Origin of the sequence: Sulfitobacter sp. 1A10359 (genome assembly GCF_043558145.1) — a bacterium.
GTDB classification, from domain to species: Bacteria; Pseudomonadota; Alphaproteobacteria; order Rhodobacterales; family Rhodobacteraceae; genus Sulfitobacter; species Sulfitobacter faviae.
Genome location: NZ_JBIFGB010000002.1, coordinates 729590 through 743336, shown reverse-complemented (window position 1 = coordinate 743336; position 13747 = coordinate 729590). Strand labels below are relative to the sequence as shown.

Annotated in this window: 14 protein-coding genes; 10 read left to right on the top strand and 4 right to left on the bottom strand. The window is 64.2% G+C overall.

Features of this window, described 5'->3' with window-relative positions; all coding sequences use genetic code 11:
- The first annotated feature begins 38 nt into the window (after window positions 1–38).
- The 6 genes from ACGYK2_RS07955 (at window position 39) to ACGYK2_RS07930 (ending at window position 7105) form a co-directional block, all read left to right on the top strand.
- Window positions 39–956 (top strand): iron-siderophore ABC transporter substrate-binding protein, encoded by a 918-nt coding sequence (locus tag ACGYK2_RS07955; RefSeq protein WP_271689998.1) that lies wholly within the window; start codon window positions 39–41, stop codon window positions 954–956.
- Window positions 956–1957 carry an iron ABC transporter permease gene (locus ACGYK2_RS07950; protein ID WP_276154275.1) on the top strand — a complete coding sequence of 334 codons (1002 nt, stop codon included), beginning with the start codon at window positions 956–958 and terminating at the stop codon, window positions 1955–1957. Before ACGYK2_RS07955 ends, ACGYK2_RS07950 begins: the two co-directional genes overlap by 1 nt.
- Complete coding sequence (locus tag ACGYK2_RS07945) at window positions 1954–2985, top strand: FecCD family ABC transporter permease (RefSeq protein WP_394374276.1); 1032 nt, start codon at window positions 1954–1956, stop codon at window positions 2983–2985. Before ACGYK2_RS07950 ends, ACGYK2_RS07945 begins: the two co-directional genes overlap by 4 nt.
- Entirely contained in the window at window positions 2982–3806 is an 825-nt protein-coding gene (locus tag ACGYK2_RS07940; RefSeq protein ID WP_271688261.1) for an ABC transporter ATP-binding protein, read from the top strand. The genes ACGYK2_RS07945 and ACGYK2_RS07940 overlap by 4 nt, the downstream gene beginning before the upstream one ends.
- A 98-nt stretch (window positions 3807–3904) precedes the next feature.
- The gene (locus ACGYK2_RS07935; protein WP_271688260.1) at window positions 3905–6001 is read left to right on the top strand and encodes a TonB-dependent siderophore receptor; all 2097 of its coding nucleotides are present in this window, start codon (window positions 3905–3907) and stop codon (window positions 5999–6001) included.
- Between the two features lie 60 nt (window positions 6002–6061).
- Window positions 6062–7105, top strand: coding sequence for a siderophore-interacting protein (locus ACGYK2_RS07930; RefSeq protein ID WP_394374275.1), 1044 nt, complete (start codon window positions 6062–6064; stop codon window positions 7103–7105).
- 7 nt (window positions 7106–7112) lie between these two features.
- Here ACGYK2_RS07930 and htpX read toward each other — a convergent pair whose 3' ends face one another.
- The 3 genes from htpX to ACGYK2_RS07915 all read right to left on the bottom strand — a co-directional run bounded on the left by htpX (window position 7113) and on the right by ACGYK2_RS07915 (window position 9139).
- On the bottom strand, window positions 7113–8036 hold the full coding sequence (htpX, locus tag ACGYK2_RS07925; protein ID WP_271688258.1) for a zinc metalloprotease HtpX: 924 nt from the start codon (window positions 8034–8036) through the stop codon (window positions 7113–7115).
- Window positions 8037–8196: 160 nt separating this feature from the next.
- Window positions 8197–8445 (bottom strand): DUF6552 family protein, encoded by a 249-nt coding sequence (locus ACGYK2_RS07920; protein ID WP_271688257.1) that lies wholly within the window; start codon window positions 8443–8445, stop codon window positions 8197–8199.
- On the bottom strand, window positions 8435–9139 hold the full coding sequence (locus ACGYK2_RS07915; protein WP_271688256.1) for an SDR family oxidoreductase: 705 nt from the start codon (window positions 9137–9139) through the stop codon (window positions 8435–8437). The genes ACGYK2_RS07920 and ACGYK2_RS07915 overlap by 11 nt, the downstream gene beginning before the upstream one ends.
- A gap of 130 nt (window positions 9140–9269) precedes the next feature.
- On the opposite strand from ACGYK2_RS07915, the gene ACGYK2_RS07910 reads away from it, so the two are divergent.
- The gene (locus ACGYK2_RS07910; protein ID WP_271689996.1) at window positions 9270–10145 is read left to right on the top strand and encodes a LysR substrate-binding domain-containing protein; all 876 of its coding nucleotides are present in this window, start codon (window positions 9270–9272) and stop codon (window positions 10143–10145) included.
- Here the strand turns inward: ACGYK2_RS07910 and ACGYK2_RS07905 are convergent.
- Window positions 10142–10798 (bottom strand): GntR family transcriptional regulator, encoded by a 657-nt coding sequence (locus ACGYK2_RS07905; protein WP_271688255.1) that lies wholly within the window; start codon window positions 10796–10798, stop codon window positions 10142–10144. The genes ACGYK2_RS07910 and ACGYK2_RS07905 overlap by 4 nt on opposite strands.
- A 173-nt stretch (window positions 10799–10971) precedes the next feature.
- On the opposite strand from ACGYK2_RS07905, the gene ACGYK2_RS07900 reads away from it, so the two are divergent.
- The 3 genes from ACGYK2_RS07900 (at window position 10972) to ACGYK2_RS07890 (ending at window position 13746) form a co-directional block, all read left to right on the top strand.
- The gene (locus ACGYK2_RS07900) at window positions 10972–11781 is read left to right on the top strand and encodes an ABC transporter substrate-binding protein (protein WP_271688254.1); all 810 of its coding nucleotides are present in this window, start codon (window positions 10972–10974) and stop codon (window positions 11779–11781) included.
- Window positions 11782–11861: 80 nt separating this feature from the next.
- Window positions 11862–12533, top strand: a complete 672-nt coding sequence (locus ACGYK2_RS07895) for an amino acid ABC transporter permease (RefSeq protein WP_067265504.1) — start codon at window positions 11862–11864, stop codon at window positions 12531–12533.
- A 73-nt stretch (window positions 12534–12606) separates the two neighbouring features.
- Window positions 12607–13746, top strand: coding sequence for an aminotransferase class V-fold PLP-dependent enzyme (locus tag ACGYK2_RS07890; RefSeq protein WP_394374274.1), 1140 nt, complete (start codon window positions 12607–12609; stop codon window positions 13744–13746).
- Window position 13747: the final 1 nt, after the last annotated feature.

Genomic DNA, 13747 nt, shown 5'->3' with positions numbered 1-13747 from the left:
TGTCATTCATTTGCTTGGCTTTTGGCGCGACCGCCGCCATGGCGCAGGACTTTCCCGTCACCGTCGAACACGCCTTTGGCGAAACCACCATCGAAGAGCGCCCCGAGCGGGTGGCCTCGGTCGGTTGGGCCAATCACGAAGTGCCCTTGGCGCTTGGCATCGTGCCGGTCGGCTTCGCCCGCGCCTCATGGGGGGATGACGATGGCGACGGGCTGCTGCCTTGGGTGATTGAACGGCTGGACGCGCTGGACGCCGAGGTGCCGACGCTCTTTGACGAGGGCGATGGTATCGACTTCGAGGCCGTAGCCAGCACCCAGCCCGATGTGATCCTCGCCGCCTATTCCGGCCTGTCGCAGTCGGACTATGAAACGCTTAGCCGCATCGCCCCGGTCGTCGCCTATCCCGAAGCGGCATGGACAACGACATGGCGCGAGATGATCCGCCAGAACGCGGCGGGCCTTGGCATGGCCGAGGAGGGCGACGCGATGGTCGCCGAGATCGAAGAGCGGATCACCACCGCCCGCGCGGCGCATCCCGAGCTGGCGGGCAAGACCGGCATGTTCGTCACCCACCTTGACCCGCGCGACCTTAGCACCATCGGTTTCTACGCCGCCGCCGACCAGCGGGTGCAATTCCTGACCGACCTCGGCATGGCGACGCCCCAAGCGGTGCGCGAAGCGAGCGAGGCCGGGAAATACTCGGGCCGTGTCAGTGCAGAACGGATCGACCTGTTTGACGATGTAGACGTTGTGGTGACCTATGGCGATCAGGCGCGCTTGGATGAACTGGCCAAAAACCCGCTGATCGCGCGTTTCCCGGCAGTCGCCCGCGGCTCGGTCGTGCTTTTGGCGAATGACCCGATGGGCACTGCCGCGAACCCGACGCCCTTGTCGATCGACTATGTGCTCGACGACTACCTCGCGCGGCTGAGCGCCGCCGCCACGCGCGGCGAGTAATGCAGGTGCAGCGCCCCCAACGGCTGGCAGGCCTCGCGCTTTTGCTTGGCCTGCTGCTGCTGATGACCGGCCTGTCGCTGACCGTGGGCGCGCGCGCCGTGCCGTGGGGCGAGATCTGGGCGGGGATGACCGGCCGGATCGAGACCATCGGCGCCGCCGCAGTCGCGGTGCGGATGCCGCGCACGGCGCTGGCGATCTTGGCGGGCGCGGCGCTTGGACTTGCAGGCGCGGTGATGCAGGGCATCAGCCGCAACCCGCTGGCCGATCCGGGCATTCTGGGCGTTAACGCGGGGGCGGCACTTTTCGTCGTGGTGGGCATCGCTTGGTTCGACATCAGCGGCGCGCATAGTTTTCTGTGGCTCGGCATCGCTGGGGCCGGGGTCACGGCGGTTTTCGTCTATCTGATCGGCTCCGCCGGGCAGGGCGGGGCGACGCCGCTGAAGCTGACCCTTGCGGGCACCGCGACCTCCGTCGCGGTGTCGGCCTTCATCATCGCGGTGGTGCTGCCGCGCAATGACATCGCGGGTTCCGTGCAATCTTGGCAGGTCGGCGGCATCGGCGGCGCGAGTTTCGAGACCCTCTTGCCCGCCTTGCCCTTCGCGCTGGTGGGGCTGGCGCTGAGCCTCGCCTCGGCCCGGGTTCTCAACGCATTGGCCTTGGGCGAAGAATTGGCCACCGGCCTTGGCCAGAGCGTCGCCTTGGGCCGGGTCATGGCGGCGGCGGGGGCGGTGATCCTCTGCGGCACGGCGACCGCGCTTTGCGGGCCGATCGGCTTTGTCGGGCTGGTGGTGCCGCATCTGTGTCGGATGATCGCGGGTGTCGATTACCGGCTGGTGCTGCCGCTCTCGGCCTTGGCGGGGGCTTCCATGCTGGGGCTGTCGGACGTGCTGGGCCGTGTCATCGCCCGCCCGAATGAGTTGGACGTGGGCATCGTCACGGCCTTTGTCGGCGCGCCCTTCTTTATCTGGACGGTACGCAATCACAGGATGCGCGGGCTATGAGCGATGTGACCTTCAGCGCGCCGCGCAGTTTTCGCCAAGCCGCCGCGCGCCGCATTCAGGTGCTGGGCGCACTGGCCGCGCTTGTTTTGAGCCTGATGCTTCTGACGCTGAGTTGCGGGCGCGGCTGCCTGCCGCCGGGTGACGTCTGGGCCGCGCTGACGGGCGCACCGGGCGCGAACGCCTCATTCGTGGTGACCGACTTGCGCCTGCCGCGTGCGGTCATGGGGCTCTTGGCCGGGGCCAGCTTTGGCTTGGGCGGGGTGGCGTTTCAGATCATGCTGCGCAACCCGCTGGCCAGCCCCGATATCATCGGCATCAGCGCCAGCGCAGGTGCGGCGGCGGTCTTTGCCATCGTCATCCTGGCCCTCGACGGTTGGCTGGTGTCGCTCGTCGCGGTAGCGGCGGGGCTTGCGGTCGCGGCGATGATCTGGGCGCTGTCTTCGCGGCGCGGTGCCGCCGGGGCGCGGTTGATCCTGATCGGCATCGGCGTCTCTGCCATGCTCGACAGTGTGACGGCCTATGTCTTGCTCGAAGCGCCCGCATGGGACCGGGCCGAGGCGATGCGCTGGCTGACCGGCAGCCTCAACGGCATGCAACTCGTCCAAGCGCTGCCCGTGGCGGGCGCGCTGTTGGTCTTTGGCGGGCTCTTGGCCGTTACCGCCCGCGACCTGGAGGTGCTGCGCCTTGGCGATGACACCGCCGAAGCGCTTGGCGTGCGTGCTGACGCCACGCGGCTGCGCGTGACACTGGCCGCCGTTGGCCTTGTGGCCATCGCCACGGCAGCGACCGGGCCGATTGCCTTTGTCGCCTTCCTTTCCGGTCCCATCGCTGCGCGGCTTTTGCCGGGCACGACCGGGTTGCTGTTGGGGGCAGGGCTTGTGGGTGCTTTGCTGGTCATCGCGGGCGATTTCGTGGGGCAGTTCCTGCTGCCCGCCCGCTTGCCCGTGGGGGTCGTCACTGGCGCGGTCGGCGCGCCCTTCCTTTTGTATCTCATCGTTCGCGCCAATAGAAATGGGGGCACGCTATGACCCACGACCACCGTCTTGAAACGCGCGATCTGGGCGCGGGCTATGAAAAGCGCGTTATTCTTGAGAATGTCACTCTCGCCGTGCCGGCGGGCAAGATCACGGCCATCGTGGGGGGCAATGCCTCGGGCAAGTCGACGCTTTTGCGGACGCTGGCGCGGATTTTGCAGCCCAAGTCCGGCGCGGTTCTGCTGGATGGCGAAGCGGTGCACCAAATGAAGTCGCGCAAGCTGGCGCAGGTCATGGGGCTGCTGCCGCAATCGCCCATTGCGCCTGAGGGGATTGCCGTGGCCGATCTTGTCGGGCGTGGGCGGCATCCGCATCAGGGGCTGTTCTCGCGCTGGTCGGCAGAGGATGACCGCGCCGTGGCCCGCGCGCTGGCCGCGACAGGGACCGAGGAACTGGCCGAGCGTGATCTCGACACGCTGTCGGGCGGTCAACGCCAGCGTGTCTGGATCGCCATGGCCTTAGCACAAGAGACCGACCTGTTGCTGCTGGACGAGCCAACGACCTTTCTGGACGTGGCGCATCAGGTCGAGGTGCTGGACCTGCTGGTCGATCTCAACATGGCGCAGGGGACGACGATCGTCATGGTGCTGCATGATCTGAACCTCGCCGCGCGCTATGCCGATCACCTGATCGCCGTGGGCGATGGCGGCATCCGCGCCGAGGGGCCGCCCGCCGAGGTCCTGACCGAGGAATTGGTGAAAACCGTCTTTGGCCTGTCGTGCCGTATCGTCAACGATCCGGTCTCGCAGACCCCCTGCATGGTGCCAATTGGGCGTCACAAGATCGGGCCGCCACGCAAGAATGCCGCGGCCTGAAAATAACTGACTAATTCAGTCAGATTGACTCTGGTCTCCTGCGTATCATAGGGGTAAGGGAATCCCGACTGATTCACTAGGTTATTACGGAGACCGCCATGTCCTCTTCCAAACTCATCCCCCTGCAACTGGGGCGCGGCTCTCTCAAGACAGCGCTTTTGTGCTGTACGGCGCTGGTGCCGGGCACGCTTTACGCGCAAGAAGCCTACCAGTTGGATGACGTGATCCTCGAAGCCGAAGCGCAGACTTCGGGCGCGGCGGATGCCGAAACGGTTGTCGCCAGTGAGATCAGCAGCGGCGGCAAACTGTCGGGTGAGATCATCGACATCCCGGCCAGCGTCTCGGTCATCACCAGCCGTGAGATCGAAGCCCGCGGCGCGGATAGCGTGGAGCAGGTGTTGAACTACACCGCCGGTGCGAGCACCGACAGCTATGGCGCAGATGACCGGTTCGACTATTTCATCCTGCGCGGGTTCGAAGCCTATACCTACCGCGATGGGCTGACATTGGGCGCGAACTTCGGATCGGTCCGGGAAGAGCCTTTCGCCTATGAGCGCGTCGAAGTGATCCGCGGCGCGTCGTCGTCGACCTTCGGCCTCTCCGATCCCGGCGGCTCGGTCAACTATGTCAGCAAACGCCCCCGTGACGAACGTTTTGGCAGTGTCTACACCTCGGTCGACTCCTATGGCAGCTTGGAAACCGGTGTGGATTTCGGCGACAAGCTGGATGAGGAAGGCACGCTCAGCTACCGTTTCACCGGTCTGCTGCGCAATGGCGAGCTTGAGTACCCCTATTCCGAGAACGATGAACTCTTCGCGATGGGTGGCCTGACATGGCGGCCCTCCGATGAGTCCGAGCTGACCGTGATCGTCGACCACCTTGACCGCGATTCCGTGCCCGGCAGCAGCGGCTTCCCGGCGGGCGGCGATTTTGACCGCAGCGACGTGTTCTACGGCGAGCCCGACTATAACTACCGCGGCACCGAGCGGACGACCGTATCCGTTCTGGGCGCGCATGACTTTGGCAACGGGCTGAGCTTTGGCGGCACCCTGCGCTACAGCGACAGCGCCGATGACTTCGGCTATGCCTATGTGAGCGACTATACGCCGGATGACGACACCGTGGATCGCGCGTTCTTTGGCAGCGATGGCACGAGCGAGAGCATGATCTCCGACCTGCATCTGACCTATGAGGGTTTCTTTGGCGGGGCGGCCAGCACCACCACGGCGGGCGTTGAATTCTCTTGGGCCGACGAGTCTGACCAACGCTTCTATGGCGCGGCGCCTTCGGTTGACCGCGACAACCCGACCTATACGGGCCGTCCGACCAGCGTGCCGATGTTTGCCGATCTTGACACCGAGACGGAGGGCAAAGCGATCTACGCTCAGCAAGAGCTGAACTGGAACGAGCGTTTCATCGCCTCCTTCGGGCTGCGGCACGACTGGATCGACGTGACTGAGACCAACAACCTTGCCGGCACGGTTCAAACCAACGACATCAGCGAGACGACAGGCCGCGTGGGTCTGACCTATAAGATCAAACCCAACATCTCGGTCTTTGGGAACTACGCACAGTCGGTCGTGCCTGCAGGCTTTGGCGTCGAGCCGGAAGAGGGCGAGCAGTTCGAACTGGGCACCAAATGGCAGCCCATGGGGACCAACGCGCTGTTGACAGCCTCGGTCTATGACCTGTCGAAAAGCAACATCACCCGCACCAATCCGGCGACCAACCTGCCGGAAACCATTGGTGAGATCGGCGTGCGCGGCATTGATCTGGAAGCCAAGGCCGAGATGGGCGCCTATACCTTCACCGCCGCCTACAGCTATCTAGATGCCGAGATCAAAGAGAACGGCACCGCGGGCAACGTCGGCAACCGCCCCGGTCTGGTGCCTGAAAACGTCGCTTCGATCTGGGCCAGCCGGACTTGGGAAAACCTTGGCCGTGGTGATCTGACAGTCGGTTTGGGCGCGCGGTTCAACAGCGGCTACTACTACAGCGACAGCAACGCCACAGGCGAAACGGGCAGCTTTGTCGTGGTCGACGCCGCGGTCAGCTATGATCTGTCCGAGCAGACCACCCTGTCGGCCAATGTCACCAACCTGTTCGACGAAAAGCACACCTCCTTCGGCGGCTCTTACGCTGACTTCTACAGCCCCGGCCGTGAAGTCACCGTGAAGCTGGCCCATAGCTGGTGAGCCTAGAGCGCGGCACTCCCCTCGTGTGCCGCGCTTTCTTTTGACCGGGAGGAGCCACGGATGACCATCGCCAAAGCCAAGACCACCATCCCCATGGATGCCCCACAGGAGATGCTCTCGCAAATCCTGTCGCATCTTGTCGATGACCACGGCATGGCGTTTCGCGCCAAGGGGCCGACGGGTCATGTGTTTGAGCAAGATGGCTACCGGGTAGAGTTCGATCTTTGCCCGCGTGGGCTGGAGGTCAGCCTGCAAGCTCCCGGCGAAAACGCCATGCAATTCTCGAAAGAAGGCATGGTCCATCATGTGGCGGAGTTTGACCCCGCGCTGGCCGATCGCATCCGCTGGCAGGGAGTGGCGCAGGAGGCCGGAGAGACGCCGCAGAACTTCCGTTTGCTGGAGGTGCTGAACAGCGAAATCCTCTTCGAAGGGATGCAACGCGTCACTCTGCATTACCCGGATATTGCCGAACTTGCCCCGCAGGGCATCCACCTGCGCCTGATCCTGCCGCGCGATGCCAGCCGCACGCCGGTCTGGCCGGTGATGGGCGCCAATGGGGAGCCGGTTTGGCCTAAGGGTGCGGATGAGTTGCACGCCCGATATGTCACGCTCAAGAACATCCGCCCCGAGCGCGAAGAGGTCGATATCGACGTGGTTCGCCACGGCTCCGGCCTGATCTCACAATGGGCGCAGAACGCCCATGCCGGGCAACGGATCGGCGCAATGGGGCCGGTGGGCATCAGCGCCTTGCCGAAAGCCTCTTCCTATTTCCTCGCCGCCGATGGCACGGGGCTGCCCGCCGTGGCGCAGCTTTTGGCGCGTCTGCCCGAGGATGCTGTGGGCGATGTGGTGGCGGCGCTGCCGCGCGGGGTGTCTTATCGCGACTACCTGCCCAAGACCAAGCTGCGCGTCCATGCCCTGCCGCCCGCCACCTTCGAGGCCGAAGTGCTTGGCCATGCGCAGGCGCTGACGGATACCGGCTTGGGCTATGCCTTTTTCGCCGGGGAGTTCCAGAACGCGCAGCAATTGCGCGGGCATTTCAAAACCCAGCTCGGCATGGATAAAACCCGCCAGATTTGCACCGCCTACTGGCGGCGGGGCTAAGCGCGCCCTAGCGCCACGGCCCCGCGTCGCGGCGTCTGCCAGTTTTTGGGATGCGGCTGCTGCTGGTTGGGCGGGCGCTCTGTGTTCGCACTGGCGCGCCGTCAGGTGTCATCGCACGCAGGGCCGCGATGCGGTTCTCCGTCGCCGGGTGGGTGGCGAAAAGGTTGTCATGTTTATGCGCGTGTAGCGGGTTGATGATGAACATATGCGCCGTGGCCGGATTGCGCTCTGCCGCGTGATTGTCGATCCGCGCGGCCCCCATAGCGATCTTCTCGAGCGCGGAGGCGAGCCAGAGCGGATGGCCGCAGATCTCGGCCCCCGCCTTATCGGCGGCATATTCCCGCGTCCTGCTGATCGCCATCTGCACCAGCGCGGCGGCCATGGGGGCGAGGAACATCATCATCAACGTCCCGATCATCCCCATCCGCTCACGCGCGCCGCCGAAGAATAGCGCGAAATTTGCCAGCATCGAAATCGCACCGGCGAAAGTGGCCGTCACGGTCATGATCGCCGTGTCATGGTTGCGGATATGGGCCAGCTCATGCGCGATGACGCCCGCCAGTTCCTCGCGGCTGAGGCTTTGCATCAGCCCCTTGGTCACCGCCACGGCAGCATTGGCCGGGTTGCGCCCGGTGGCGAAGGCGTTGGGCTGGGGCGTGTCGATCAGATAGACCTTGGGCTCGGGGAGGCCCGCATTCCGCGCAAGCTCTGCCGTCATGGCGTAGAGCCCCGCGCGGTCCCCCGGCGAGACGGGCTGCGCATTGTGCATCTTGAGCACCATGCGGTCGGAGTTCCACCAGGTGAAGGCGTTCATCCCCGCCGCCACCACCAGCGCGATCAGCGCGCCGCCCGATCCGCCAATCAGATAGCCGACCCCCATGAAAAGCGCGGTCATCGCCGCCATCAGCATCGCTGTCTTCACATAGCCCATCTTGGTCTCTCGCGGTTGTCCTTTGCAAAGAGATATGGGGCAGCTTCCGCGTCGTGCAAGGTAGGCGGGGGAGGGGGCACGGTTCCCCCCGCCGGATGATATACTCGGATACGGGGGCCGAGAGGGCGTCACGCAGGCGACACCCCTCGACACACCGCCACTACTGGCCGGCCATCCCTGCCAGCATCGCCCCCATGGCAACGAGGTGAACCAGCGTGATCGCCCGGTCATTCCAAAGCAGCCCGACGATCAGCCAGCCCAGAACCCCCACCACGAAGAGGTAGAGGTTCCACGGCGTCCAGCCGAAACCTGTGGCGGCATAGCCGAGGATCTGGATCACCGACGCGATCCATTTGACCCAAAAGGCCAGCCGCTGCGGCGTGGCGAGCGCAAGCACTTCAGACGCCACGGGTAAGCCCGCCGTCGATGCGCCAGTTCTGCCCGGTGACATAGGCCCCGCCCTCGGAAGCGAGCCAGCCGATCAGCGACGACACCTCGGCCTCCGTGCCGTAGCGCCCCATCGGAATGCGCGCGCGCCGGTCTTCGGTCTCGGGCAGGCTGTCGATAAAGCCGGGCAGGACGTTGTTCATTCGGATGTTCTGGCCCGCATATTGATCGGCGTAGAGTTTGGTGAAACCCGCCAGCCCGGCGCGGAAGACGCCCGAGGTGGGAAAGAGCGGGTCCGGCTCGAAGGTGGCGAAGGTTGAGATATTGATGATCGCGCCGCCGCCCTGCGCCGCCATGATCGGCGTTACCAAACGGGTGGGGCGGATCACGTTCATCAGATAGACATCCATCCCATCGTGCCAATCTGCGTCGCTCATTTCCAGAATGTCGCCCTTCGGCCCATGCCCGGCGGAGTTCACCAGCACATCGACGCGGCCCCAACGGTCCATCGCGCCATCCAGCAGCTGCGCCAGCGCGTCTGGCGATTGGTTCGAGCCGGTGATGCCAAAGCCGCCCAGTTCGGTGCCGAGCGCCTCCCCCTTGCCGGAGGAAGACAGGACGCCGACCTTAAAGCCGTCTGCCGCCAGTTTGCGGGCCGCGCCCGCGCCCATGCCGCTGCCGCCTGCGGTGATAAGGGCTACTTTTTCTGCTGTCATCGGATATGCTCCATATACTAGGCAGCGATTGCGCTGCGGGGATATGCAGTGTCACTTAGGCGCTGTGATCTCGTGCAGCCAGCCAGATGCTTTGTCCTGTGACTGTAGGAAATCTATCGTGTCGAATGAGATGCCTCTGCCGCCCTTGAACGGGCTTCGTGCCTTTGCCGCCGCCGGGCGTCACCTGAATTTCCGGGCCGCGGCGGATGAGTTGGGCGTGACCCAAGGCGCGGTCGCCCAGCAGGTGCGCGGGCTGGAGGATCATCTGGGGCTGCGTCTGTTCCTGCGCGAGCCGCGGGGGCTGGCCTTTACCGACGAGGGGCGCGCCTATCATCTGTCGGTGTCGCGTGCTTTCGAGCAATTGGCGGAGGCGACGGATGCCCTGCGCCACGCACCCGCACGGGTGACGATCAGCGTCACGCCGACCTTCGCGTCGAAATGGCTGATCCCCCGGCTTTCGGATTTTACCCAAGCCCATCCCGGCATTGATCTGCGCATCACGGCGACAGAGCGGGTGGCGAGTTTTCATGCCGATGGGATCGAGCTTGCCGTGCGACAGGCGCGTCCGCCCTTTGGGGCGAGCCTGAGGGCGAACTTGCTTTTCGCGCAGGAGGTTGTGGCCGTATGCTCTCCGGCGCTGCTTGCGGGGGAGGGGCCGGTCGATGCCGCCACACTGGCGCGCATGACCCTGCTTCACGACACCCATGACCTCTGGCCGCGCTTTGCTGAAGAGGCTTTTGGCGGCAGCGTCAAACCGGCCCGTGCGCTGCGGTTCAATCAAACGACGCTGAGCCTTGATGCTGCTTTGGCGGGGCAGGGGGTGGCGCTGGCAAGCCGCTTTCTGGTGCAGCGCGATCTTGAGGCGGGGCGGCTGCTGCGCCCGGTGCCGCATGTGATGGAAGGCGGGCTGGATTTCTACCTGCTTTCGCCCCGGCAGGGGGTGTCGAGCGCGGCGATCATCGTGCGCGATTGGCTCTGTACGGTGGCCAAGGGCGAGGCGGGTTAATCCTGCGCGCGGGCTTTCAGCCGCAGGAAGCTATCCTCTCCAGCCAGAACGTAGCGCAGCAGCAAAAGCTCCACCTTGGCCGCATCGCGGGCGGTAAAGGCGCGCAGCATGTCGCGGTGCAACTCCACGAGGGTTTCATGCGCGACGGCGTCGCGCAGGGTGGCCATGCGAACGGCCTGAATTTGGGCCATGTAGCGCAGGATCGTGTCGCGCAACTCGATGTTGGGCACCGCCATGATCCAAGTGCGGCGGATGTCTTCGGAGGCGGCATAGAGGCTTTCGATATCGCCGGTTTCCAGCGTGCGCTCGGATTGCTCTACCGCGCGGGTCAGGGTGGCGATGTCCTCATCGGTCAGCTGGTTGGTGGCCAGCGCTGCGGCGCGCGGCTCCAGCAGGCGGCGCAACTCGAAAATCTCGCAAATCTGGCGCATCGACAGGTTGGGCAGGGTGAAGCCCCGCGTCGTGCTGTCGAGGTAGCCTTCATGCGACAGGCGCATCAGCGCATCGCGCACCGGCATTCGCGAGACGTTGAACTCTTCGGCGACGGCGGTGTCGACAAAGCGGTCGCCATGGCTGATCTCGCCCCGCTGAATGCGCCCGAGGAAGATGTCGTAAATCTGATCTTTCATGTGGCGCTTGGCTGAGCGGGGCATTCCGACCTCTTTGAAAAGTATGCGATTGTAGGCCGAGCATGCGCAAGAAATACGCTTATGGCTAGGTATAAGTTTGCATACTTGCAAAATTCAATTGAATTCGTATACGAAAACTGGCAGCCAATAGGGGGAAGCTTGCCGCGCTGCGCGGGGGTGTTCACAGGGAGCAAAACATGAATCTGAAAAATAATCTGATCGTTGGCCTCACCGTTGCGGCGCTGACGACATTGTCGGGCGTCTCTGCCATGGCGCAGGACGTGCTGAAAATCGGCTCTTACCCGGCGAACCCGCCATGGGAGTTCAAGAACGAAGCGGGCGTCTTCGAGGGGTTCGAGGTCGACATCATCAATGAGGTCGCGGCCCGGCTTGGCAAGACGACCGAAATCAGCGGTTACGACTTCCGCGCGCTTTTCGTGGCCACCGCCTCGGGCCGGGTCGATGCGGTGATCTCATCGCTCACCATCACCGATGAACGGCTTGAGGCGCAGTCTTTCACGCAGCCCTATTTCTCGGGCGCATTGGGGGTCGGCACCAAGACCGACGCCGGGATTGCCGATCTCGACGGGCTGGAGGGCAAGCGCATCGGTTCCATCGCCACCTCTTTCCCGGAGAACTGGTTGAAAGAACGGGAGGGTGAGCTCGGCTATAAATCCTATTCCAGCTATGACACCACCGCCAATATGCTGACCGATCTGCGCAGTGGCCGGATCGATGCCGCGGTGAATGATATCGTCAGCCTGCGCTACGCCTTTGCCCAGCCGACGATGCAGGGCTTGCAGGTCTCGGTTGAGATTCCGACGGGCGATAAATTCGCGATCATGATGCCCAAGGGCTCTGAGCATCTGGAGGCGGTCAACGGTGCGATATCTTCGATGAAAGAGGATGGCACCATGGCGGCGCTCTATGAGAAATGGCTCGGCGTGGCCCCTGCCGAGGGCAGCCTTGCGGTGACCCCGCTGCCGGTGCCCACCTCGGCGGACTGATACCTTTGGGCCGCGGGCGGGGCGCTGCTCCGCCTGCGGCCTAAGGCTTGCCCCCTGCGATCAAACTGACGGACTGCGCAATGGAAATCATCGACATCTTCTTCAATCTCGACGTGATGCGCCGCGCTTTCCCGATCTTGATGCGCGGGCTGCTCAACACCATCCTGCTGGGCGCTTCGGCGATTTTCTTTGGCGGCATCCTTGGCGTGCTGGTCTGTCTGGTGCGGCTCTATGCGGCCAAGCCGTTCCGGCTGCTGGCGGTTCTGTATACGGATATCTTCCGCGCCATTCCGGTGCTGGTGGTGCTGATCCTCGTCTACTACGCGCTGCCCTTCGCGGGCATCGTCTTTTCCTCATTCGTGGGGGCGACCATTGCGCTGGCGCTGGTGCTGGCGGCCTATACGGCAGAGGTCGTGCGCGCCGGGATCGAAGCCGTGCCGCGCGGCCAGTTTGAGGCCTGCGATGCGCTTGGCCTGTCTTTCTTTACCACCATGCGCAAGGTGATCCTGCCGCAGGCGTTTCGGATGATGATCCCGCCGCTTGCCTCCTATGCGGTGGCGATCATGAAAGACACTTCGCTGGCCTCGGTCGTGGCGATGGATGATTTGCTGAAACAGGCCACCGACGCGCAGGCGCTTTTCGCCAATCCGACGCCGCTGCTGCTGGCCGCGCTGATCTACATCGCGATCCTTTGGCCGATGGTCCGTTTCACCGGCTGGCTAGAGCAGCATTACAAGCGCGGCTACCGCTGAGCCGAAGCGGCCCCGTCCCCCACAAAATTACCGTCCCGCGCGCCTGCGCGGCCAACACCCTACGGAGATTACAATGTCCACAGAAACAGGAACGGGCGACGCCTATCTCCTTTATCACTCCATCGGCCAATACCCCGGCAAACATGCGGATATGCTGGCCGGGCTCACCGATTTCACCGATGCATGGGCCGCGCCCAACGGCGACCAATGGGCTGATGTCCTGCCCAAACGCCAGCAGTTCATTGACCTCTGGGCCGAGTTGATCGGCGCGCCGAAGGGCACCGTCACCACGACAGAGAGCGTCACCACCGGGCTGATGGCCGTCATCGGTGCGCTGCCCGAAGACACCCTGCGCGGCAAGAAGGTTTTGGTGGCCGAGGATGGTTTCCCCTCTCTGCACTTCCTGCTCACCGGCCTGTCGAAGCGTTTTGGTTTCACGTTGAACACTGTGCCGATCCGGCAAGGGGGGCACTGGGTCGAGGCCGAAGACATCATCACCCATTGGGATGAGGAGGTGGCGCTGGCCCTGCTGACTTGGGTAAGCTCGACGACCTCGCACCGGTTGGACATCCCGCAATTGGTGGCGCATGGCCGCAAGATGGGGTCGCTCATCGGGGTGGATATGACGCAGGCCGTGGGGCTGCTGCCCTATGACGTGACCGCGCCGCGCGTCGATTTTGCCCTGTCGACCAGCCTCAAATGGATGTGCGGCACGCCGGGCGCGGGGATCGTCTATATGGATGCCGATCTGATCCCGCAGTGCCAGCCCGAGATGCGCGGCTGGTTCTCGCAAGGCAATCCGTTCTCATGGGATCTCGACGCTTTCGAATTCGCGCCCGACATTCGGCGGCTCGACAGTGGCACGCCCTCGACCGTTCCTGCGGTGGCCAGCCTGCCGGCGATGAAATGGCGCATGGGGCAGAACACCGAAGTCTTGGCGGCGCATAACCGCAAGCTGACCGCGCAGCTACAGGCGGGGCTTGAGGGGATGGGCCTGACCCTTGCCAGCCCGGCGGACCCGGACCAGCGGGGCGGCAGTCTCATGGTCGTTCTGCCCGATCACATTGATGCGGCGGATGTGGTGGCACAGTTGGCCGCGTTGGAGATTTACGTCGACAACCGCAGCCAGACCCTGCGCATGTCGCCGGGGGTGCTGACCACCGCCGCCGGGATCGACCGCACCCTGCACGCGCTTCGGGCTTTTCTGACCTGAC

Bases quoted from the DNA above. Each gene is read 5' to 3' on its own strand.
- ACGYK2_RS07955 (WP_271689998.1), top strand. From the start codon at position 39: ATGGCGCAGGACTTTCCCGTCACCGTCGAACACGCCTTTGGCGAAACC.
- ACGYK2_RS07950 (WP_276154275.1), top strand. From the start codon at position 956: ATGCAGGTGCAGCGCCCCCAACGGCTGGCAGGCCTCGCGCTTTTGCTT.
- ACGYK2_RS07945 (WP_394374276.1), top strand. From the start codon at position 1,954: ATGAGCGATGTGACCTTCAGCGCGCCGCGCAGTTTTCGCCAAGCCGCC.
- ACGYK2_RS07940 (WP_271688261.1), top strand. From the start codon at position 2,982: ATGACCCACGACCACCGTCTTGAAACGCGCGATCTGGGCGCGGGCTAT.
- ACGYK2_RS07935 (WP_271688260.1), top strand. From the start codon at position 3,905: ATGTCCTCTTCCAAACTCATCCCCCTGCAACTGGGGCGCGGCTCTCTC.
- ACGYK2_RS07930 (WP_394374275.1), top strand. From the start codon at position 6,062: ATGACCATCGCCAAAGCCAAGACCACCATCCCCATGGATGCCCCACAG.
- htpX (WP_271688258.1), bottom strand. From the start codon at position 8,036: ATGGGCTATGTGAAGACAGCGATGCTGATGGCGGCGATGACCGCGCTT.
- ACGYK2_RS07915 (WP_271688256.1), bottom strand. From the start codon at position 9,139: ATGACAGCAGAAAAAGTAGCCCTTATCACCGCAGGCGGCAGCGGCATG.
- ACGYK2_RS07910 (WP_271689996.1), top strand. From the start codon at position 9,270: ATGCCTCTGCCGCCCTTGAACGGGCTTCGTGCCTTTGCCGCCGCCGGG.
- ACGYK2_RS07905 (WP_271688255.1), bottom strand. From the start codon at position 10,798: ATGCCCCGCTCAGCCAAGCGCCACATGAAAGATCAGATTTACGACATC.
- ACGYK2_RS07900 (WP_271688254.1), top strand. From the start codon at position 10,972: ATGAATCTGAAAAATAATCTGATCGTTGGCCTCACCGTTGCGGCGCTG.
- ACGYK2_RS07895 (WP_067265504.1), top strand. From the start codon at position 11,862: ATGGAAATCATCGACATCTTCTTCAATCTCGACGTGATGCGCCGCGCT.
- ACGYK2_RS07890 (WP_394374274.1), top strand. From the start codon at position 12,607: ATGTCCACAGAAACAGGAACGGGCGACGCCTATCTCCTTTATCACTCC.